At 74.5% G+C, this 19934-nt stretch carries 18 protein-coding genes; 13 read left to right on the top strand and 5 right to left on the bottom strand.

Annotated elements, in window-relative coordinates:
* Window positions 1-24: 24 nt before the first annotated feature.
* On the bottom strand, window positions 25-900 hold the full coding sequence (locus tag AB0O91_RS04315) for a hypothetical protein (protein ID WP_363427775.1): 876 nt from the start codon (window positions 898-900) through the stop codon (window positions 25-27).
* A gap of 574 nt (window positions 901-1474) precedes the next feature.
* On the opposite strand from AB0O91_RS04315, the gene AB0O91_RS04310 reads away from it, so the two are divergent.
* The 6 genes from AB0O91_RS04310 (at window position 1475) to AB0O91_RS04285 (ending at window position 8343) form a co-directional block, all read left to right on the top strand.
* Entirely contained in the window at window positions 1475-2380 is a 906-nt protein-coding gene (locus tag AB0O91_RS04310) for a glycerophosphodiester phosphodiesterase (protein WP_363427661.1), read from the top strand.
* Between the two features lie 102 nt (window positions 2381-2482).
* Complete coding sequence (locus tag AB0O91_RS04305; RefSeq protein WP_363427659.1) at window positions 2483-3445, top strand: Ppx/GppA phosphatase family protein; 963 nt, start codon at window positions 2483-2485, stop codon at window positions 3443-3445.
* A 617-nt stretch (window positions 3446-4062) separates the two neighbouring features.
* Window positions 4063-4866, top strand: coding sequence for a sugar phosphate isomerase/epimerase (locus AB0O91_RS04300; RefSeq protein ID WP_363427773.1), 804 nt, complete (start codon window positions 4063-4065; stop codon window positions 4864-4866).
* A 46-nt stretch (window positions 4867-4912) separates the two neighbouring features.
* Window positions 4913-5683 (top strand): methyltransferase domain-containing protein, encoded by a 771-nt coding sequence (locus tag AB0O91_RS04295; protein ID WP_363427657.1) that lies wholly within the window; start codon window positions 4913-4915, stop codon window positions 5681-5683.
* 167 nt (window positions 5684-5850) lie between these two features.
* Complete coding sequence (gene ilvD, locus AB0O91_RS04290; protein ID WP_363427655.1) at window positions 5851-7695, top strand: dihydroxy-acid dehydratase; 1845 nt, start codon at window positions 5851-5853, stop codon at window positions 7693-7695.
* A 135-nt stretch (window positions 7696-7830) separates the two neighbouring features.
* Complete coding sequence (locus tag AB0O91_RS04285; RefSeq protein WP_363427653.1) at window positions 7831-8343, top strand: hypothetical protein; 513 nt, start codon at window positions 7831-7833, stop codon at window positions 8341-8343.
* A 3-nt stretch (window positions 8344-8346) separates the two neighbouring features.
* Here the strand turns inward: AB0O91_RS04285 and AB0O91_RS04280 are convergent, their stop codons facing one another.
* Both AB0O91_RS04280 and AB0O91_RS04275 read right to left on the bottom strand, forming a co-directional pair.
* Window positions 8347-9681 carry a hypothetical protein gene (locus AB0O91_RS04280; protein WP_363427651.1) on the bottom strand — a complete coding sequence of 445 codons (1335 nt, stop codon included), beginning with the start codon at window positions 9679-9681 and terminating at the stop codon, window positions 8347-8349.
* Between the two features lie 116 nt (window positions 9682-9797).
* Window positions 9798-10247, bottom strand: coding sequence for a hypothetical protein (locus AB0O91_RS04275; RefSeq protein ID WP_363427649.1), 450 nt, complete (start codon window positions 10245-10247; stop codon window positions 9798-9800).
* A 190-nt stretch (window positions 10248-10437) separates the two neighbouring features.
* Between AB0O91_RS04275 and proC the strand changes: the two genes are divergently transcribed.
* From proC to AB0O91_RS04240, 7 genes are all read left to right on the top strand, one after another.
* Window positions 10438-11265, top strand: a complete 828-nt coding sequence (proC, locus tag AB0O91_RS04270; RefSeq protein WP_363427647.1) for a pyrroline-5-carboxylate reductase — start codon at window positions 10438-10440, stop codon at window positions 11263-11265.
* Between the two features lie 85 nt (window positions 11266-11350).
* On the top strand, window positions 11351-12547 hold the full coding sequence (locus AB0O91_RS04265) for an MFS transporter (protein ID WP_363427645.1): 1197 nt from the start codon (window positions 11351-11353) through the stop codon (window positions 12545-12547).
* Between the two features lie 50 nt (window positions 12548-12597).
* Entirely contained in the window at window positions 12598-13794 is a 1197-nt protein-coding gene (locus AB0O91_RS04260; RefSeq protein WP_363427643.1) for an acetoin utilization protein AcuC, read from the top strand.
* A gap of 225 nt (window positions 13795-14019) precedes the next feature.
* A complete protein-coding gene (locus tag AB0O91_RS04255; RefSeq protein ID WP_045699258.1) occupies window positions 14020-14229 on the top strand; it encodes a helix-turn-helix domain-containing protein in 210 nt (69 codons plus the stop codon).
* 191 nt (window positions 14230-14420) lie between these two features.
* On the top strand, window positions 14421-14519 hold the full coding sequence (locus AB0O91_RS04250; RefSeq protein ID WP_003948845.1) for an AURKAIP1/COX24 domain-containing protein: 99 nt from the start codon (window positions 14421-14423) through the stop codon (window positions 14517-14519).
* Window positions 14520-14668: 149 nt separating this feature from the next.
* Window positions 14669-15775 (top strand): NAD-dependent epimerase/dehydratase family protein, encoded by a 1107-nt coding sequence (locus tag AB0O91_RS04245; RefSeq protein ID WP_363427771.1) that lies wholly within the window; start codon window positions 14669-14671, stop codon window positions 15773-15775.
* 7 nt (window positions 15776-15782) lie between these two features.
* Window positions 15783-16790 carry a lysophospholipid acyltransferase family protein gene (locus AB0O91_RS04240; protein WP_363427641.1) on the top strand — a complete coding sequence of 336 codons (1008 nt, stop codon included), beginning with the start codon at window positions 15783-15785 and terminating at the stop codon, window positions 16788-16790.
* A gap of 106 nt (window positions 16791-16896) precedes the next feature.
* On the opposite strand, the gene AB0O91_RS04235 is transcribed toward AB0O91_RS04240, so the two are convergent.
* Together AB0O91_RS04235 and AB0O91_RS04230 are read right to left on the bottom strand one after the other, a co-directional pair.
* Window positions 16897-18198, bottom strand: a complete 1302-nt coding sequence (locus tag AB0O91_RS04235) for a DUF5667 domain-containing protein (protein WP_363427639.1) — start codon at window positions 18196-18198, stop codon at window positions 16897-16899.
* Window positions 18199-18465: 267 nt separating this feature from the next.
* The gene (locus AB0O91_RS04230; protein ID WP_363427637.1) at window positions 18466-19341 is read right to left on the bottom strand and encodes an ECF subfamily RNA polymerase sigma factor, BldN family; all 876 of its coding nucleotides are present in this window, start codon (window positions 19339-19341) and stop codon (window positions 18466-18468) included.
* Window positions 19342-19934 lie beyond the last annotated feature (593 nt).

Genomic DNA, 19934 nt, shown 5'->3' with positions numbered 1-19934 from the left:
GCCCGACGGGTGGGTCGGTGCGGGTCAGCGCTGTCCGGACTCGGACTCGGCCTTGGCGGCTTCGGCCTGCGCGGCCTGCGCGGCCTTCCGGGCCTTCCTGGTGGGGTCGGCGGGGTGCGGGGCCACCTTGCGGTCGCCCTTGGTGGCGATCCGCTCCTCGCACAGCGAGGCCAGCACCCGGTAGGCCGCCTTGCCCATCAGCTCGGTGAGCTCCGGGCGGTAGCTGACGTAGACCGGGTCCGCGCCCTGGTGCGCGGCCGGCGCACCGGTGCACCACCAGTGCAGGTCGTGGCCGCCCGGGCCCCAGCCGCGGCGGTCGTACTCGCCGATCGACACCTGGAGGTAGCGGGTGTCGTCGGGGCGGTCGATCCAGTCGTAGGTGCGGCGGATCGGCAGCTGCCAGCAGACGTCCGGCTTGGTCTCCAGCGGCTCCTTGCCCTCCTTGAGGGCGAGCGCGTGCAGGGCGCAGCCGGCGCCGCCCGCGAAGCCGGGGCTGTTCACGAAGATGCAGGCGCCGTTGACCCGGCGGGTCTGGCGGTCGCCGTCCTCGTCCAGCATGGTCACGCCGCCGTCGTTCCTGATCCGGCCCTTGGCGTCGGTGCCGGCGGCGAAGTTCTCCCACAGCTCGGGCGTCAGCCGGGCCGCGTGCCCCAGGACGCGCTTCTCGTCGTCCTCGTCCGAGTAGTGCGCGCCCAGGGTGCAGCAGCCGTCCGACTCGCCGCGGCCCTCGCGGATGCCATGGCAGCCCTGGCCGAAGACGCAGGACCAGCGGGAGGTCAGCCAGGTGAGGTCGCAGCGGAAGACCTGCTCCTCGTCGGCGGGGTCGGCGAACTCGACCCAGGCGCGCGGGAAGTCGAGCGGGACCTCGTCGCGCGGGATCTCGCGGCGCAGGGTCGGCATCGCGAGGTCGACGGGGGCGGGGGAGGCCTCGGGCTTCGCCTTGGCCTTCTTCTGGGACGTTTCTGCTGGTGCCACCCGGCAAGGGTAGAGCGTCGCGGGGGCGTACGGGCCCTCGGTCGCGCCCGGGGCGCGCCGACCGGTGCGGTGGGGCGGGGCGAAGGGGCTCGCGGGTCCGCGCGAGCCGGGGCGGGCGGGTGCCGAGGACGGCGGACGGCCGCGCGGGGGCGTCCGCCGCCGCCGGGTCCGTCCGCGGACGGAGGGAACCGCGCGGCACGGGGCGGGAGTTCGGGCGGCCCGGCCGCGCGCCGGGCGGCGCCCGGGTCATCGGGCACGGTCCGGGGTGCGGTGAACTCCTCGACGGGCCAAGGGCGTTGGCCGGCCTGGCGGCGGCCGTCGGGGTCGGGCGCACAGCGGACGCCGGCGCCCCGGCGGTGGGCGCCCTCCGGCGAGGGCCGGCGGAGTCGGGCGGCGCGGTCCTCGGCGATCCGGAGAACCGCCGGGCCGTCGTCGTGGAACAGTGGGGGACGGCCCGCTCTGCCCCTGGAGCGGGCGGGGCGGAACGATCGGAGGGGCCGTGCGCCACCTGGACCCGCCGGCCGGGACCCGTCGGCGGGAGGGCCGAGCCGGGACCCGTACCGCCCGGGCCGTCGCCCTCGCCGTCCTCACCGCGCTCGCCGCCCTGGCCGTCGGCTGCGCCTCCGGCGGTCCCGCGCCGCGGTCCCGCCCGGCCGCCGGGCCGTCGGGGTGCGGCTCCCCGGTGGTGATCGGCCACCGGGGGGCGCCGCGCAGTGCGCCGGAGAACACCATGGCCGCCTTCGAGGCCGCCCTCGACCAGGGCGCCGACTGGCTGGAGACCGACGTGCAGACCACCCGGGACGGCGTCCCGGTGCTGATGCACGACCCGACCGTGGACCGCACCACCGACGGCCGGGGCGCGGTCGCCGACCTGACCGCCGCCCAGGTCGCCGCCCTGCGGGTGACCGTCGGCCCCGGGCCCGCCCGGCCCGTCCCGACCCTGGCCGAGCTGCTCGGGCGGCTCTCCGGCAGCAGCGCCACGCTGCTGATGGAGATCAAGTGGCAGCGGGCCGAGGACGTCGCCCGGATCGCCCGGATCGCGGCCGCCACCCGGGCCCACGTGGTCCTCTACTCCTTCTCCGCCGACCACCTGCGCCGGGCCCACGCGGAGGCGCCCGCCCTGCCGGTGGTGCTGATCCAGGGCCGCGGGATCGCCGAGGACCCGGCGGGCCTGCGGTTGGCCGGGATCGCCCTGGAGGCCGGTCTGGCCACCGCCGGCCGGATCGCCGCCGAGCGCGCGGCCGGGCGCGAGGTCTACGTCTGGACGCTGGACGACGCGGCGGCCTGGCGGCTGATGGCCGCCCGGGACGCCGACGGCCTGATCACCGACACCCCGGGCCCGGCCCGCCGCTGGGTGGACGCCAACTGCCGCACCGGGCGCCGGACGGGACCACCCGGCCACTGAGCGACGACAAGTCGGTCGCACCCGGACCGAAACGGTCTGGACCAGCACTTCTGCCGACAAGACCGATCACCTCCCGGGCCGGATCGCGTAGCGTGGAGAGCTATGCGACTCGGTGTGCTCGACGTAGGTTCCAACACGGTCCACTTCCTCGTGGTGGACGCCCATCCGGGTGCCGCCCCCCTGGCCGCGTACTCCCACAAGGCAGAGCTGCGCCTGGCCGAACTGCTGGACGCATCCGGGGCGATCAGCGACACCGGCGTCGAGCGGCTGATCGGCCACATCGCCTCCTCGCTGCGGGTCGCCGAGGACAAGGGCGTCGTCGACATCCTGCCGTTCGCCACCTCCGCCGTCCGCGAGGCCGCCAACGGCGAGCAGGTGCTGCGCCGGGTCGCCGCCGAGACCGGGGTCGAGCTGCGGGTGCTCTCCGGGCAGGACGAGGCCCGGCTCACCTTCCTGGCCGTCCGCCGCTGGTTCGGCTGGTCCTCCGGCCGGCTGCTCAACCTGGACATCGGCGGCGGCTCGCTGGAGATCGCCTGCGGCCTGGACGAGCAGCCGGACGTCGCCTGCTCGCTGCCGCTGGGCGCCGGGCGGTTGACCGCCCGCTGGCTGCCCGGCGACGTCGCCGACCCGGACGGGCTGCGCGACCTGCGACGGCACATCCGGGCCGAGATCGCCCGCGTGGTCGGCGAGGTCTCCCGGCTCGGACCGCCGCAGCACGCCGTCGCCACCTCCAAGACCTTCAAGCAGCTCGCCCGGATGACCGGCGCCGCCCCCGCCGACGCCGGCCCGTACGCCGACCGCCGGCTCACCCGCAGCGGGCTGTCCGCCTGGCTGCCGCGGCTGTCCACGATGACCGTCGCCGAGCGGGCGCAGATCCCCGGCGTGTCCGAGGGCCGGGCCAAGCAGCTGCTGGCGGGGGCGCTGGTCGCCGACGCCGCGATGGACCTGTTCGGCCTGGAGGAGCTGGACGTCTGCCCGTGGGCGCTGCGCGAGGGCATCATCCTGCGCGAGCTGGACGGCATGGACAGCCCCGCCGACCACCGCCGACCGGCGCTCACGCCGTAGCACGCGCCCCGGCGGGCGTGCCGGTGGTCACTCCGCCGGGCATCCCGCCCCGTTCGCCGCGTGCTCCGCTTACGCTGTCTCCCGTGGTGCAACCAGCGGACGAGGACGGAACGCAGGACGGCCGCGCTCCCGGGGACGGGCAGCCGCGGCCCGAGAGCCCGCGCCAGCGACCGGGCACCTCGGGGCCGGGGAAGGCCGGGCTCGGCAAGGCCGTGAAGGGCGCCACCGCGGCCCGGGCCGCCAAGGCCGTGAAGGCCGCCAAGACGGCCCAGCGCACCGCGAAGAAGGCCGCCGCGACGACCGCCGGGAAGGCGACCACGGCCGGGAAGGCCGCCGCCCAGCGCACCGCGGGGAAGAAGAGCACCGCGCGGAAGCCCGCCGCGGAGCGGGCCGGGACGGCGCAGGCCGGCACCGGCCCGGAGCGGACGACCGGGCGCCGGAAGCCCGCGGAACGGACCCCGGCCGAGCCGCCCAAGGAGACCCGCACCGCCCGGGCCGCCGGCGCCGCCAAGGCCGCCGTCCAGTCCGTCCGCTCGGTCAAGGCCGCCAAGCGCGACGCCGCCCGCCCGCCGCTGCTGCGCACCACCGACCGCCTGGTGCTGCCCCCGCACCCGACCCTGCACATCCCGGACACCAAGGTGGTGCTGTCCACCGCCTCGGTGTACCCGGCGAGCACCGCCGTCGCCTTCGAGCTGGCCGCCAAGCTCGGCTACGACGGGGTCGAGGTGATGGTCTGGAACGACCCGGTCAGCCAGGACATCGACGCCCTGCGCCGGCTCTCCGACGCCCACCGGCTACCGATCCTGGCGGTGCACGCGCCCTGCCTGCTGATCACCCAGCGGGTGTGGACCACCGACCCGTGGACCAAGCTGGTCCGGGCCCGGACGGCGGCCGAGAAGCTCGGCGCGAGCGCCGTCGTCGTCCACCCGCCGTTCCGCTGGCAGCGGCAGTACGCCCGGGAGTTCGTCGAGGGCATCAACCGGATGGCGGGCGAGACCGACGTCCGCTTCGCCGTCGAGAACATGTACCCGTGGCGCTACCGCGACCGCGAGGTGCTGGCGTACGCCCCCGGCTGGGACGTCACCGACGAGGAGTACCGGCACTTCACCATCGACCTCTCGCACGTCGCCACCTCCCGGATCGACGCCTTCGCCATGGTCGAGCGGATGGGCGACCGGCTCGCCCACGTCCACCTGGCCGACGGCAGCGGCTCCGGCAAGGACGAGCACCTGATCCCCGGCCGGGGCAAGCAGCCCTGCGCCGAGTTCCTGGAGCACCTGGCCCGGACCGGCTTCGACGGCCACGTGGTGCTGGAGGTCAACACCCGCCGCTCCGCGTCCCCCGCCGAACGCGAGGCCGATCTGGCCGAGGCCCTCGCCTTCACCCGCTTGCACCTCGCGACCCCCTCGCGCGTACGCTGAGCACCGTGCCCGAGCCGGGCGCGAACTTCCGTACCGAGGGGGAGAGATGACGGAGGATCGGAACTTCCGGGAGCTCGCGGTGAGCTTCGGCGGGGTCGCCGCCGAGTACGACCGCGGGCGCCCGGGCTACCCCGACGAGCTGTTCGACGAGCTGGAGCGGCTCTGGGGGCACGGGCTCAAGGGCGCCAGGGTCCTGGACGTCGGCGCCGGGACGGGCATCGCCACCCGGCTGCTGGCCGGCCGCGGCGCCGAGGTGGTCGCGGTCGAGCCGAGCGGCGGCATGGCCGCCCAGTTCCTGGCCTCCTCGCCCACCCTGCCGCTGGTCCGCGGCACCGGCGACGACCTGCCCTTCCACGACGGCTCCGCCGACCTGATCACCTACGCCCAGGCCTTCCACTGGACCTACCCCGAGCGGTCCGTCCCCGAGGCGATCCGGGTGCTGCGGCCCGGCGGTGCCCTCGCCACCTGGTGGAACGTGTACGACGAGACCGTGCCGTGGGTCCGGGCCCGGGGCGAGCGGATGGCCGCCGCGCTGCCCGACCGCTACCACGGCTACGGCGGGATCGGCGGCCACACCAGCCACTTCGCCCCGGCCGGCCTCGTGGTCGCCCAGGCGGTGCTGCACTGGGAGCGCCGGGTCGACGTCGAGCACGTGCTCACCGACCTCACCTCCCGCTCCTACCTGGCCTCGCTCGGGCCCGAGGGGCGCGCACCCGTGCTGGCCGCCGAACGGGAGGCCATGCTCACGGAGTTCCCGGACGGCGTGGTGGTCGAGCCGTTCAGCCTCAACCTCACCGTGGCCGTCAAACCGGGCTGAGCCGCCGGACGCGGGCGGCGGGGGAGGCGGGGAGCCCACCCGCTGCCCGCATCGCGGACGCCCCGTCCGCCGACCGGACGGCGGGCGTAGGCTCGTAAGCCACAACGGCCCCCGCACCCTCCTCACCGGCGGGGCGCCGGCGAGAGCCCCCGAAGGAGTGGAGCACAGTGCCCGAGCTGAGGTCCCGTACGGTCACCCACGGTCGCAACATGGCAGGCGCCCGGGCGCTTCTCCGGGCCGCCGGCGTAGCCCGCGAGGACTTCGGCAAGCCGATCATCGCGGTCGCCAACTCCTTCACCGAGTTCGTCCCCGGCCACACCCACCTCCAGCCGGTCGGCCGGATCGTCTCCGAGGCGATCAAGGAGGCGGGCGGCATCCCGCGCGAGTTCAACACCATCGCCGTGGACGACGGCATCGCGATGGGCCACGGCGGCATGCTCTACTCGCTGCCCTCGCGCGACCTGATCGCCGACTCGGTCGAGTACATGGTCAACGCGCACTGCGCCGACGCGCTGATCTGCATCTCCAACTGCGACAAGATCACCCCCGGCATGCTGATGGCCGCGCTGCGTCTCAACATCCCGACCGTCTTCGTCTCCGGCGGCCCGATGGAGGCCGGCAAGGCCACCCTGGTCGACGGCACCGTGCGCAAGCTGGACCTGATCGACGCGATCTCCCAGGCCGTCAACGAGAACGTCTCCGACGAGGACATCGCGATCATCGAGGAGAACGCCTGCCCCACCTGCGGTTCGTGCTCCGGGATGTTCACCGCCAACTCGATGAACTGCCTCACCGAGGCGATCGGCCTCTCGCTGCCCGGCAACGGCTCGGTGCTCGCCACCCACACCGCCCGCCGGGACCTGTACGAGCGGGCCGGGCGCACGGTCGTCGAGATCACCAACCGCCACTACGGCCAGGACGACGCCTCGGTGCTGCCGCGGGCGATCGCGGGCCGCGCCGCCTTCGAGAACGCCATGGCCCTGGACATCGCCATGGGCGGCTCGACCAACACCATCCTGCACCTGCTCGCCGCCGCCCAGGAGGCCGAGCTGGACTTCGACATGCGGGCCATCGACGCGATCTCCCGCAAGGTGCCCTGCCTGTCCAAGGTCGCGCCCAACGGCTCGTACTACATGGAGGACGTCCACCGGGCGGGCGGCATCCCGGCCATCCTCGGCGAGCTCTACCGGGGCGGGCTGCTCAACGAGGACGTCCACACCGTGCACGCGGACTCGCTCGCCGAGTGGCTCAAGACCTGGGACGTGCGCGGCGGTTCGCCCTCCGCCGAGGCCGTCGAGCTGTGGCACGCCGCGCCCGGCTGCAAGCGCTCCGCCGAGGCCTTCTCGCAGTCCGAGCGCTGGGACACCCTGGACACCGACGCCGCCGGGGGCTGCATCCGCAGCGTCGAGCACGCCTACTCCGTCGAGGGCGGCCTCGCCGTGCTGTACGGCAACCTCGCCGAGGACGGCTGCATCGTCAAGACGGCCGGCGTGGACGAGTCGATCTGGACCTTCAGCGGCCCGGCCGTGGTCTGCGAGTCCCAGGAGGCCGCCGTCGAGGCGATCCTCGCCAAGCGGGTCACCGAGGGCGACGTCGTCGTCATCCGCTACGAGGGCCCCAAGGGCGGCCCGGGCATGCAGGAGATGCTCTACCCGACCTCCTTCCTCAAGGGCCGCGGCCTCGGCAAGGCCTGCGCCCTGATCACCGACGGCCGCTTCTCCGGCGGCACCTCGGGCCTGTCCATCGGCCACGCCTCCCCGGAGGCGGCCTCCGGCGGCACCATCGCGCTGGTCGAGGACGGCGACACGATCACCATCGACATCCCGGCCCGGACGATCGCGCTGGAGGTGCCGGCCGAGGTCCTCGCGGAGCGCCGCCGGGCGCTGGAGGCCGGGCACGGCTACCGGCCGAAGGACCGCGTCCGCCAGGTCAGCCAGGCGCTGCGGGCCTACGCGGCGATGGCCACCTCGGCCGACAAGGGCGCCGTCCGGGACGTGAGCAAGCTCGGCTGAGCCCCGCCCGCGCGCACCGGAGGAGCCGTCCCGTCGTCCGGGACGGCTCCTCCGCCGTCTCCGGGGCCTCCGCCGTCCCCGACCGCCCGGGACGGCTCCTCCGCAGGGGCGGGCCGGTCGGGGATAATCGACGGCGTGAGCGAGCAGCCCCCCACCCCCGCCCCCACGTCCGCCGACGCCCCCCGGCCGGAGCCGATCCGCTTCTTCGGCACCTCCTGGGTCGACCGCGACAACGGCTACTGGCTGCGCCGAATCGGCGTCTCGGTCGGCGCCCTGGCCGCCACCGCGGCCGCCGTGCTGGTGCTGCGCTTCGGGGTCGAGGGCGTCGCGCTCTCCTCCAGCGGCGGCTTCCTGAACGGCCTGCTGACCGCCGCCATCGCGGTCTGCTCGTTGCTGGCCGTCCGGCGCACCTGGAAGGTGCTCACCGAGGGCAAGGACCAGCTGACCGGCTGGATGACCGAGGACAAGTCGCTCGGCGCGGTCTGGCTGATCGGCGGCGCCGGCAGCCTGGCCGCCTACTTCGCCCGCAGCCTGGTCGAGGCCCCCGGCGAGGGGGTCAAGCGGGCCGCCCACCAGCGGGCCGTCGAGCAGTACGAGAAGCGCCGGACCGGCCGCAGCGGCCGGCCCGGCGGGAAGCGCAAGCGCTGACCGTCAGCTCCTGCTGGTCTGGCGGCAGCCCTGGCCGCTCTCCAGCTCCTTGGTGTGGTCGTACGGGTCCATGGTGGGACCGGTCGCCTCCGGGTGCGGACGCCCGAACTGACGGAACTGCGGGTGGAAGTAGCCGTCCGTGGTGTCGCACGAGCTGTTCCCGAAGTTGCTCCGGGTGTTGCTGATGTTGATCTTCTTCGGGTCGGCGTGGTACTTCCCGGGGTCGTAGAACCGGAAGTCGACCACCCGGCGCACGATCGTGCGGGCGGTCCAGGTGTCACCCGCGACGTCGCCGACCGGGCGGACCGTCCAGCCCACCGGCTTCGCCGCGCCGTCGGAGGGCGGCTCCGGGGCCGGCGGCCGCGGGCTCGGCGCAGCGGTCGCCCGCGCCGCGGCCTCCGGGCCGGGGCGGACCGCGTAGACGAAGGTGTAGTCCGTGCGGACCAGCAGCCCCCGTTCGCCGTCGTCCTCGACCTTCATCCAGCCCTGGACCTTCACCGTGTCGTCGACCGGGATCGCCTCCCGGGGGTCGAACCGGGGGAACCACGAGGTCGGGTCGGAGTCCCGGCCGGGCTCGGCGAGGGCGTGGGTGGGCTTCTCCTGGGCCTTGCGGTCCAGCAGGGCCAGGGCGGTCTCGGGCCGGCCACCGGCGATCACCTGGGGATCGAGGTTCGCGGCCACCAGGTAGTCCTTCACCAGCTTCAGCTGGGCGGCGACCTGGTCCTCGTCGAAGACGCCCACGGCCTGGGCCCGGGGGACGTCGATGCCCGCGGCGCCGTTCGGCCAGCCCTCGGCGGGGGAGCCCGCCCACGGGTGGGCCACGGTGGGCTGGTCGGCGGGAACGGCCGGCGGGGCCGTGGTCGGCCTGGCCGTCTCCGGGGCGACGGTCGGCACCGGCACGTGGGCGGCCGAGGAGCCGCCGGTGTGCAGCCAGTCGCGCAGCCCGTCGATGTTGAGCGCGGCCAGCAGCACGGCGACGGTCAGCACGACGAACAGCGGCGTGCGCCACTCCAGGGTGCGTCGGCGCTTGGCCGGCCGGACGTCGCCCCAGGGGTCGACCACCTGGAGCCTGGGCTTGCGCCCGAACCGGCGCCTGGCCTGCGGCGGGCCGTCGTTGACCGAGCGGCGGCCGCCCGGGTCGACCGGCGGGGTGTGCTTCCAGCGGGCGGACAGCATCCTGCTGCGCCCGGACTGCTCCTTGACGCTGGCGCCCCTGACGAACTCCTCGTCCAGGACGAGGTCGGCGAACGGGTCCTTCCCGCCCGCTCCGGACGGGTCGGACCCACCCGGCTCACGGCCCTCGGAGGGGCGCGGTTCCGGATCTTCGGCTATCGGCATCGCGCCAGTATGCCGACGGGGGGTGACAATTCGTTGATCGGGGGCACACCATACGGTGAACGCGCTTGCGCGGCGCCCGGGTTCACCGCCCTTTGGCCGGAAACGTGCCCCGGATCCTAGCCCTTGCCGCGGGCCTGCTTCACCGAGCCGACCACCCCGGCGATCGCCAGCAGGATGCCGGCCGGGAGCAGCGAGACGAAGAAGGCCCCGAACAGTCCGGCGTCGCCGAGGAACAGCTGCGCCAGCATGTTCAGCACCAGCAGCCCGCCGGCCGCCGGGAGGGCGGACTGCCACGGGTGCGCGTCCGCCCAGCGGCGCAGCCGCCGGTCGGCGGTGTCGCGGCGCAGTTGGCCGCCGACGCTGGCGACCAGGAAGAAGAAGAACAGGCCCCAGCCGGCCGGTCCGGCCAGCATGCCCAGTGACCAGTTCCCGGAGATCGCTTCGACCCCCAGGGCGGTCGCACCCACCACCGCACCGACTCCCGCGGCCGTCCGCCACGGGCCCACCGTCGCCGAGGCGACGGCGAGTTGCCGGTTCTCTCGTCGGGTCATTCCGTCGTGTGCCATAGCTCCACGGTGCGCCCGGGCGGGCCCGGAGGCCATAGGGGAAACCCCCGAGTTTTCTCCCTAGGGTCCGCCGTCGACGGCGGACCGGGGGCGGGTCCTCCGGTTGTCGGGGGACCACGGAGCGGACGGTCCCGCCGGGGGCCGCCGCGCGGTGCGAGGATGGCCGCAGTACCGAGGCAAGGAGCGGACCATGGGCAGCAGCGCAGCACACGGGCAGAGGATCGCCTTCCTGGGCACCGGCAAGATCGGGGAGGCCCTGCTCTCCGGTCTGCTGCGGGCCGGCAAGGACCCCTCGGACGTCCTGGTGACCGCCCGCCGGCCGGAGCGCGCGGCCGAACTCGCCGACCGCTACGGTGTGGTGGCCGTCTCCAACGCCGAGGCCGCCAAGCTGGCCGACACCCTGATCCTCGCGGTGAAGCCGCAGGACATGGGCACCCTGCTGGAGGAGCTGGCCCCGCACATCAGCCCGGACCGGCTGGTGATCTCGGCGGCGGCCGGCGTCCCGACCGCCTGGTTCGAGGAGCGGCTGGCGGCGGGCACCCCGGTGGTCCGGGTGATGCCCAACACCCCGGTGCTGGTGGACGAGGGGATGAGCGTCATCTCCGGCGGCTCGCACGCCCGGGAGGAGCACCTGGCGCGGGCCGAGGAGATCTTCAGCTCGGTCGGCAAGGCGCTGCGGCTGCCGGAGTCGCAGCAGGACGCGGCCACCGCGCTGTCCGGCTCGGGCCCGGCCTACTTCTACTTCCTGGTCGAGGCGATGACGGACGCGGGCATCCTGCTCGGGCTGCCCCGGCAGGTGGCGCACGACCTGATCGTGCAGTCCGCGATCGGCGCCTCGGTGATGCTGCGCGACTCCGGCGAGCACCCGGTGAAGCTGCGCGAGGCGGTCACCTCCCCGGCCGGCACCACCATCGCGGCCATCCGCGAGCTGGAGAACCACGGGGTGCGGGCCGCGCTGCTGGGCGCCCTGGAGGCGGCCCGGGACCGCTCCCGGGAGCTGGCCTCCGGCGGGAAATGATCGCTGCGCGACCCCTCCCGCAAAGGCGGCGGACGCCCTACGCTCTCGGCCAACATCGTTCTACCGGCCAGTAGCGAGGTCCCGCATGAGCGTCGTGTCCCCGACCGTCCCGCCCGGCCTGAGGGTCGGGCGGGCCGCGCTCGCCGTCAGCTTCCTGCTCCAGGGCACCACCTTCGCGCTGCTGGTCACCTGCATCCCCGAGATACAGGACCGGTACGGGCTGAGCGACGGGCTGCTGCCGGTCTTCCTGGCCGCGGTGCCGATCCTGGCCGGGGTGGGCTCGATCCTCTCCGAGCAGTTGGTGAAGCGCATCGGCGCCCGGACGGTGCTGCGGATCGTCCAGCCGGCCGTCTGCCTCAGCCTGGCGGGCACCGGGTTGGGTGACTCGCTCTGGCAACTCGCCCTGGCACTGGGCGCGTTCGGGCTGCTGGTGGGGGCGCTGGACGCCAGCATGAACATGCTGGGGGTGGGCCTCCAGCACCGCTACGGCCGTTCCATCATGATCGGCTTCCACGCCGCCTTCAGCCTCGGCGGCATCCTCGGCGCGGCGGTCGCCGGACTCGGCTCGCACGACGACCTGGGGCTGCCGGTGCTGTTCGGCACGGCCGCGGCGGTGATCGCCCCGCTGGCGGTGCTGACCGGCACCTTCTTCGCCGGCCCGGCCGAACTCGGCGACGCCGTCCGGGAGGCCGCCGCGGCCGCCGCCCGGTCCATCCCCTGGCGCCCGCTGCTGCCGCTGTGCCTGGCGATGGCCTTCGCGTACATCGCGGACGCCTCGGTCTCCAACTACAGCGTCAAGTACCTCACCGACGGCCTCGGCAGCCGTGCGGACCTGGCCAAGCTCTCCTACCTCGGCTACATGGTGGCGATGCTGCTCGGCCGGGCGCTGGGCGACCGGGCGGTGCAGCGCTTCGGCGCCGTCCCGGTGGTGCGCGGCGGCGCGGCGCTGGCCGCGCTGGGCTTCGGGCTGGCCGCGGTGGCGCCCGGCCCCTGGGCGGGCATCGCCTCGTTCACCGTGCTCGGCTTCGGCATCTGCGCGATCATCCCGCAGGTGTTCGCGGCCGGCGGCCGGCTCTTCCCGGCCGACTCGGACGCCGCGGTGGCCCGGCTCAACCTCTTCAACTACGTGGGGTTCCTGATCGGTTCGCCGCTGGTCGGGGCGATCGCGGACGCGAGTTCGTACCGCTGGGCGCTGCTCGCCCCGATGCTGCTGGTGCTCGCCGTGCTGCCGCTGGCCGAGCGCTTCGCCCCCGCGCCCGTCCCGGCGCCGGCCGCCGCCTGACGGCGGGGGCTCGGCGAGCCCCGACGCCCCCACCCGCTACGGTGGAGGCCATGCCCGAAGCCGAGCGTGACACCCCCTGCGGCCTGCACCTCTTCTGGGACGAGGCCGTCACCGCCTACGACTTCGGCCCCGGCCACCCGATGGACCCGACCCGGCTGGCGCTCACCATGCGCCTGGTCGAGGCCCTCGGCCTGGCCGCCGGCCCCGGGGTGACCGTCCGGTCCGCGCCGCCCGCCGGGGAGTCCACCCTGCACCTGGTGCACACCCGGGAGTACGTCGAGGCGGTCAAGCGCGCCGCCGCGCGCCCGGAGCGCCCGGACCCCCGGCACGGGCTCGGCACCGACGACAACTGGGCCTTCCCGGCCGTCCACACCGCCTCCGCGCTGATCGCCGGTCAGTCGGTCGCCGCCGCCGAGGCGGTCTGGCGCGGCGAGACCCGGCACGCCGTCAACTTCGCCGGCGGGCTGCACCACGCGATGCCCGACAGGGCCTCCGGCTTCTGCGTCTACAACGACCCGGCCCTCGCGATCGCCCGGCTGCTCGAACTCGGCGCCGAGCGGGTCGCGTACGTCGACGTGGACGTCCACCACGGCGACGGCGTCCAGGAGGCCTTCTGGAACGACCCCCGGGTGCTCACCGTCTCGCTGCACGAGCACCCGGCCACGCTCTTCCCGCAGACCGGCTGGTCCACCGAGACCGGCGGCCCGGACGCCCCCGGGAGCGCCGCCAACCTGCCGCTGCCGGCCGGCACCGGCGACGCCGGCTGGCTGCGCGCCTTCCACGCCCTGGTGCCGGAGCTGCTCGCCGCCTTCCGGCCGCAGGTCCTGGTGACCCAGCACGGCGCGGACACCCACCTGGAGGACCCGCTCGCCCACCTCGCCGTCACCGTGGACGCCCAGCGGCTGATCGCCGAGGAACTGCACGGGCTGGCCCACCGGCTCACCGACGGCCGCTGGGTGGCCACCGGCGGGGGCGGCTACGCCGTGGTGGACGTCGTCCCGCGGGCCTGGACCCACCTGGTCGCCACCGCCGCCGGCCGGCCCGTCGACCCGGCCACCGAGACCCCCGAGTCCTGGCGCGCCGAGGTCCACCGCCGCACCCGCGGCCCGGCCCCGCTGCGGATGACCGACGGCGCCCGCCCGTCGTGGCGCGACTTCGACTCGGGTTACGATCCGGCCGACCGACTCGATCAGGCCATCCTCGCCAGCCGCCGCGCGGTGTTCCCCCACCACGGCCTACTGGCCTGAATGCACCGCCCCGGCCTTTCCCCGCAGGGGCCGTGCGTACGCCCACCGGTGCGATCCGCCGACCGACTACGTACTGCAACGGTCCTATCTCTCACCGTACGAGGACTGCGCCTCCCCTCTTCCCACTGGTACCACCCATAACTACTCTGGGGATACACGTGTGCCGGTGGAGTCACCGGAGGGGAAGCCGGTGCCTTGCACACGGGTAAGGGTCGGGTGATGGTCATGAGTTCCGTCGAGCGTCCCCTGCAGGAAGTCGTCTTCCTGACCGTGGCCGAGGTTGCCGCGGTCATGCGGGTGTCCAAGATGACCGTGTACCGGTTGGTGCACAGCGGAGAGCTGCCGGCCATCCGGGTCGGACGGTCCTTCCGGGTGCCCCAGCAGGCGGTGCACGAGTACCTCAAGGAGTCCTACGTGCGGCTCGAGAGCGCGTAGCCGAAGGGTCGGGCGGGGGCGGGTCCGCAGCCGTGGATCCGCCCCCGTTCGCCCCGGATTTCCCGGGTGTTCCCCGGTTGCGGGGAGCGCGATTACGGCCTTCGCGTCGTGGACGGTAGGCTAGGCCCTCACGTCAGTCGTATGGACTCCGTCTCTCACGGACGAGAGTCTCAGTGAGCGAGGGTTGTTCCGTGGGCTCTGTCATCAAGAAGCGTCGCAAGCGTATGGCCAAGAAGAAGCACCGCAAGCTTCTGAAGCGGACCCGCGTTCAGCGTCGCAACAAGAAGTAAGCGCCCCCGGCCGCGCCCAGCGCGCCCAGCGCTTCCGCCGCCCGCCCAGGCCCCCGTGGCCTGGGCGGGCGGTGTCGTTTCACGGCCCGGTGGGGCGGCGCGGTACGGTGCACGCAGGCCGCTCGGTCGAGGGAATGGGGTGCAGCACCGTGGGCGTGGTCGTGCTCGTCACCGGCGTGGCCCGTCATCTGGGGGCCCGCTTCGCCGCCGAGATGCGGCTCCGGCCGGGAGTGGACCGGGTCGTCGGCGTGGACGTGCAGCCGCCGCGGCGGCCGGTCGAGGAGCCGGACGGCCCCGCCGCGCCGTACACCTTCCACCAGCTCGACCTGCGCCGGCCCGCGGTCTCCCGGGTGATCGCCGAGCACCGGGTGGACACCGTGGTGCACCTGAGCGTCAGCGCCACCGGGCTGGGCTCCACCAACCGCTCCGCGGTGAAGGAGTCCAACGTCATCGGCACCATGCAGCTGCTGGGCGCCTGCCAGAAGGCGCCCGGGGTGCGCCGGCTGGTCGTGAAGTCCACCACAGGCGTCTACGGCTCCGCGCCCCGCGACCCGGCGGTCTTCAGCGAGCGGATCCAGCCGAAGGACCCGCCCGGCGGCGGCTTCGCCAAGGACGCGGCCGAGGTCGAGGGCTACGTGCGCGGCTTCGCCCGGCGCCGCCCGGACGTCGCGGTGACGGTGCTGCGCTTCGCCAACATCGTCGGCCCGGGCGCGGACACCCCGCTCAGCGAGTACTTCGCCCTGCCGGTGCTGCCGACCGTGCTCGGCTACGACCCCCGGCTGCAGTTCGTGCACGAGGACGACGCGGTCGCGGTGCTCTGCCGGGCCGCCGAGGAGCCCGTGCCGGGCACCGTCAACACCGGCACCCTCAACGTGGCGGGCGAGGGCGTGCTGCTGCTCTCCCAGTGCGCCCGCCGGCTCGGCCGTCCGACCCTGCCGCTGCTGCTGCCCGCGGTCAGCTGGATGGCCGCGCTGGCCCGGCAGACCCGGCTGGTGGACGTCTCGCCGGAGCAGCTGCGGCTGCTCACCCACGGCCGGGTGGTGGACACCACGCGGCTGCGGGAGACCTTCGGCTACCGCCCGGCGTTCACCACCCCGGAGGCCTTCGCCGACTTCGCCGCCGCCCTGGGCCCCGGCCTGCTGCCGCCCGACCGGCTGGCCGCCGTCACCGACCGGCTGTCCGCCCTGCTCGGCCCGGAGGACTCCGCCGCCGCGCGGACCGCCGTCCCGAACCGCCCCCACCGCCCGAGGAGCTGAACCCGCGATGAGTGCCGCCGCCGAGAACACGCCGGGCGAGGCCAAGGTCATCCCGATCGAGTCCGCGCCCAGCTACACCTCGCCCGAGGCGCCCGACCTGGCCGACCGGCTGGCCGGCGCCGTCGGCGGGGCGCTGTCCGGACAGCTCGGCCCGGCGGCCACCCGGCTGTTCGGCAAGGGCTGGGAGAGCCGGGCCACCGAGCGGCTGGCCTTCCTGCGCCGCCGGATCACCGGCGACTACGAGGTCGACGAGTTCGGCTTCGACCGGGAGCTCACCGAGGAGGTGCTGCTCTCGCTGCTGCGCCCGCTGGCCGAGAAGTACTTCCGGATCGACGTCCAGGGGATCGAGCACATCCCGGCGGAGGGCGGCGCGCTGGTCGTCGCCAACCACTCCGGCACCCTCCCGCTGGACGCCCTGATGACCCAGGTGGTCATCCACGACCACCACCCGGCCCGCCGACACCTGCGGATGCTCGCCGCCGACCTGGTCTTCGTGCTGCCGGGCGTCAACGAGCTGGCCCGCAAGGCCGGCCACACCCTGGCCTGCAACGAGGACGCCCAGGCGCTGCTGGAGCGGGGCGAGGTGGTCGGGGTCTGGCCGGAGGGCTTCAAGGGCATCGGCAAGCCCTTCGCCGAGCGCTACAAGCTCCAGCGCTTCGGCCGCGGCGGCTTCGTCTCGTCGGCGCTGCGGGCGGGGGTGCCGATCGTGCCGTGCTCGATCGTCGGGGCGGAGGAGACCTACCCGATGATCGGCAACGTCAAGACGCTGGCCCGGCTGCTCGGTCTGCCGTACGTGCCGATCACGCCGACCTTCCCGTGGCTGGGGCCGCTCGGGATGCTGCCGCTGCCGACCAAGTGGACGATCCGCTTCGGCGAGCCGATCGCCACCGACGGCTACCCGCCGGAGGCGGCGGACGACCCGATGCTGGTGTTCGACCTGGCCGACGAGGTCCGCGAGACCATCCAGCACAGCCTGTACCAGCTGCTGGTGCAGCGGCGGTCGGTGTTCTTCTGAGGCCGTGCGGAAGGCCTTCCTCCGAGCTCGTGACAGAGGTCCGCTGAGGCCGTGAGGAGGGCCCCGGCGGAGCCGCGCTCCGCCGGGGCCCTCCTCACCGCGTCGCTCAGCTGCCGCCGAGGATCCGCAGCCCGGGCAGCAGGCCCGGGATCAGCGGGGGCACCTCCACGCCCTGCTGGGCGCCGCTCGGCGTGCTGGGCGCGCCGGACGGCGGCTGCGGCACCTGCGGCGGGACGGCGTCGGCGCTCGGCGAGGGGCGGCCGGCGCCGGTGAGCCCGTTGGTGAGGTTGCCGACCAGGCCGTTGACCGCGTCCGGGGCGCTGGTGGGCAGGGCGCTCGGCAGACCGCCGCCCTTGACGCCGCCGCCGACGGTGCTGCCGGCGCCGGGGTCGGCCGGGGCGCGGTCGGTGCTGCCGGGACGGCCGGCGTCGCCCGGGCCGCCCTGGGGCTGCGCGGAGCCGGGTGCGGAGCCGTTCGCCCCGGGGTCGGCCGGGGAGCCGCCGGCCGATGAGGACGAGCCGTCGCCCGCTCCGGTGCCGGCCGGTCCACCGCTCTTGGCGGGGGGCTGGGCCAGGCGCAGGGGCGCGACGTCCTCGCTTATGTCGTCGAAGAGCTGGTCCACCAGGTGGGCCTGGTCGGTGAGTTGGACCGGGAGCCGGCCCTGCAGCTCGCTCCAGCGACCGTCCTCGTCGTGTGCGAATCCGGCCAGTGCCCGCATCGGGTCCAGCGAGCCGTTGCTGCGGTAGACCGAGCGCAGCAGGTCGCGGCCCCTGAGGGCGTCGGCGTGCATGTCGTCCAGCGCCCGGCGGACCCGGGCGACCGTGTCCGGGCTGAGCCCGGTGGCCGAACCCGGTTGCCCGACCAGGGCGTTGGCCTCGCCGAGCCGGGTGGCCGCGTTGCCGAGCAGCAGTTCGCCGCGCTCCGAGTCGCTGTCCGCGAGGTCCAGCCGGAGCCCTTCGAGGCCACGCTTCATGCCGTACAGCGTGTCCCCGGGAAGGGCGTTGGAGCTGGCGGCGGCGGCGCCGGCCAGGCTGCCCACGGCGAGGCCGGCGACCAGTCCGCCGATCGCGAACCGGCGGCTCCACCGGCCGCGCGGCGCCGTCCGGATCGCCCGGTGCCGCCGCTGGCGGGGCACCACGGCGCCCGGTCCGCCGGCGAAGGCCTGCTCGAACGCGGCCATCAGCTGGGCTCGTTGGACCGTCCGGACCTCCTGGTCCAGAGCCGGCCCGGGCAGGCCCCCCAGTGCGTCGGCCAGACCGACCAGTTCGGCCATCGCGACCGAACCGGCTTCGCCGGCCGCGGTGTTGGCCGAATCGGCGGTGGCCGCGCGGCGTTGCTCCGCCTGGTGGGCCTCCAGCGCCTCGGCGAAGGCCTTCGCCCGTCGGTGCTCCAGCACGTTTGCCGTCACGGGCCACACCTCCCTTCGTCGTTGTCGACACCCCGGCCTGCCGGACGGTTGCCCCGGCGGGCCAAAGCCACTCCATCGGGTGACGGGTCACAATTCGGCTTGACCGTACGCCTGGTGGAGGCTTGCACGCTGGCCAACGAGCGGTGCGGGCGGTCGGTTACGCACGGCTGATCATCGGACCGACCGTTCACCCGGACGTGTCGTCCGGCTGGGCGTGGTGACGGAGCGCCGGGCCACCGGGCTATCGCCCCCTCGGTCACCGCCGCCTCACCGCGCGTCGGGCGGGAGGAGCCGGGCCAGGGTGCGGACCGCGCGGTACTGCAGGGTCTTGATCGCCCCCTCGTTCTTGCCCATGATCCGCGCCGTCTCGGCCACCGAGAGCCCCTGCAGGAAGCGCAGCGTGACGCACTCCTGCTGCTGGGGGTTGAGCCGGCGCACCGCGTCCAGCAGGGCGGCGTTGGAGAGCGACTCCAGCACCGACTCCTCCGGGCTGCGCTCGCACTCGTTGGAGTCGAGCATCTCGCCGGTGGTGACCTCCAGCCGGAACCGGCTGGACTTGAAGTGGTCGGCGACCAGGTTGCGGGCGATGGTGACCAGCCAGGCGCCGAAGTCCCGGCCCTGCCAGGTGAAGGTGCCGATCCGGCGCAGGGCGCGCAGGAAGGTCTCGCTGGTGAGGTCCTCGGCGGTGGCCCGGCTGCCGACCCGGTAGTAGATGTAGCGGTACACGGTGTCCGCGTAGTGGTCGTACAGGCGACCGAAGGCCTCGCTCTCGCCGGCCTGGGCCCGCTCGACCAGCTCCATGATCGGGTTGTGCTCGGTCTCGTAGCCGGGACTCGGCGCGGTGCGGCTGCGGCCGCGGCCCACGCCGGTGGTGCCGGTGCGGCCGCGCGAACCGGTGCCGGCCGAGCCGGCGGCGGTGGTGCGCAGCGCCGTACCGGGGCCGTGCGGCTGGCCGAACGGCACGCCGGCGGGCACGAGTTGGGGCGGACCGACGAGCTGGCTGCGGAGCAGGGTGCGCAGCAGTTCCAGGCCGGTGGAGATCTGCCGCTCGGCCGGGCGGCCGCGCAGGCCGGTGCGGGGGCGCAGGGGCGCGGACGACGGGCGGGAGGGTGCAGGCGCGTCGTTCCGGACGGGTGGGTACACGGGACTCCCAGAGGCAGAACTGTGGACGGATCACCTCCGCCTGCGCGGAGAGCACTCCCCATGACACCCGTTCGAGCGGGATGCATGGGTGACGTGCATCCAGGAGAGAATAACGCTTTGTGCAATGACAGCTACACCGTGTGGTCGAAGTGGTCGTTTGGGATCCATTTGTTGCGCATATTCGGCTGACACTGACCGGAGATGTCGCCGTTCATCCGGCTCATCGTGACCGTTCGGGCGCCCAGGGTGACCAATTCGGCGGTGATGCGGGCGGTTTCCCAGCCTTGGGGCTCCGCAACCCCTGACTTTCCCGGCCTGGCGAACGATCAGAACCAGTCACCGGGTGACAGGTTCGATCAGCGGCCCGGACTGCCGTGTCGGAGCGGGGAGTTCGCTCGTACGAGGGGCCAGGTCAGAGCCCTGATTGACGCTTCCTCACCCGTGCGGGGGAGGGGCGGAAACGGTTCCTCGGACACGGCGCGGCGCGGACCGGCCGGTCCGTCAGCCGTGCCGGCGCCGTCGCAGCAGCTCACCCTGTACGTCAACGGCGTTCCGCAGACCTCGGCCAAGTCGGCCGGCGTGCAGCCCTCCGG

The organism is Kitasatospora sp. NPDC089797 (assembly GCF_040684795.1).
Lineage (GTDB): Bacteria > Actinomycetota > Actinomycetes > Streptomycetales > Streptomycetaceae > Kitasatospora.
The sequence above is the reverse complement of the archived record's forward strand: the minus strand, read 5'-3'. Positions and strand labels throughout refer to the sequence as shown.

Excerpts from the sequence above, each read along its gene's own strand:
- AB0O91_RS04315 (WP_363427775.1), bottom strand. The coding sequence starts at position 900 with ATGCCGACCCTGCGCCGCGAGATCCCGCGCGACGAGGTCCCGCTCGAC.
- AB0O91_RS04305 (WP_363427659.1), top strand. The coding sequence starts at position 2,483 with ATGCGACTCGGTGTGCTCGACGTAGGTTCCAACACGGTCCACTTCCTC.
- AB0O91_RS04295 (WP_363427657.1), top strand. The coding sequence starts at position 4,913 with ATGACGGAGGATCGGAACTTCCGGGAGCTCGCGGTGAGCTTCGGCGGG.
- AB0O91_RS04280 (WP_363427651.1), bottom strand. The coding sequence starts at position 9,681 with ATGCCGATAGCCGAAGATCCGGAACCGCGCCCCTCCGAGGGCCGTGAG.
- AB0O91_RS04275 (WP_363427649.1), bottom strand. The coding sequence starts at position 10,247 with ATGGCACACGACGGAATGACCCGACGAGAGAACCGGCAACTCGCCGTC.
- proC (WP_363427647.1), top strand. The coding sequence starts at position 10,438 with ATGGGCAGCAGCGCAGCACACGGGCAGAGGATCGCCTTCCTGGGCACC.
- AB0O91_RS04265 (WP_363427645.1), top strand. The coding sequence starts at position 11,351 with ATGAGCGTCGTGTCCCCGACCGTCCCGCCCGGCCTGAGGGTCGGGCGG.
- AB0O91_RS04260 (WP_363427643.1), top strand. The coding sequence starts at position 12,598 with ATGCCCGAAGCCGAGCGTGACACCCCCTGCGGCCTGCACCTCTTCTGG.
- AB0O91_RS04255 (WP_045699258.1), top strand. The coding sequence starts at position 14,020 with ATGAGTTCCGTCGAGCGTCCCCTGCAGGAAGTCGTCTTCCTGACCGTG.
- AB0O91_RS04240 (WP_363427641.1), top strand. The coding sequence starts at position 15,783 with ATGAGTGCCGCCGCCGAGAACACGCCGGGCGAGGCCAAGGTCATCCCG.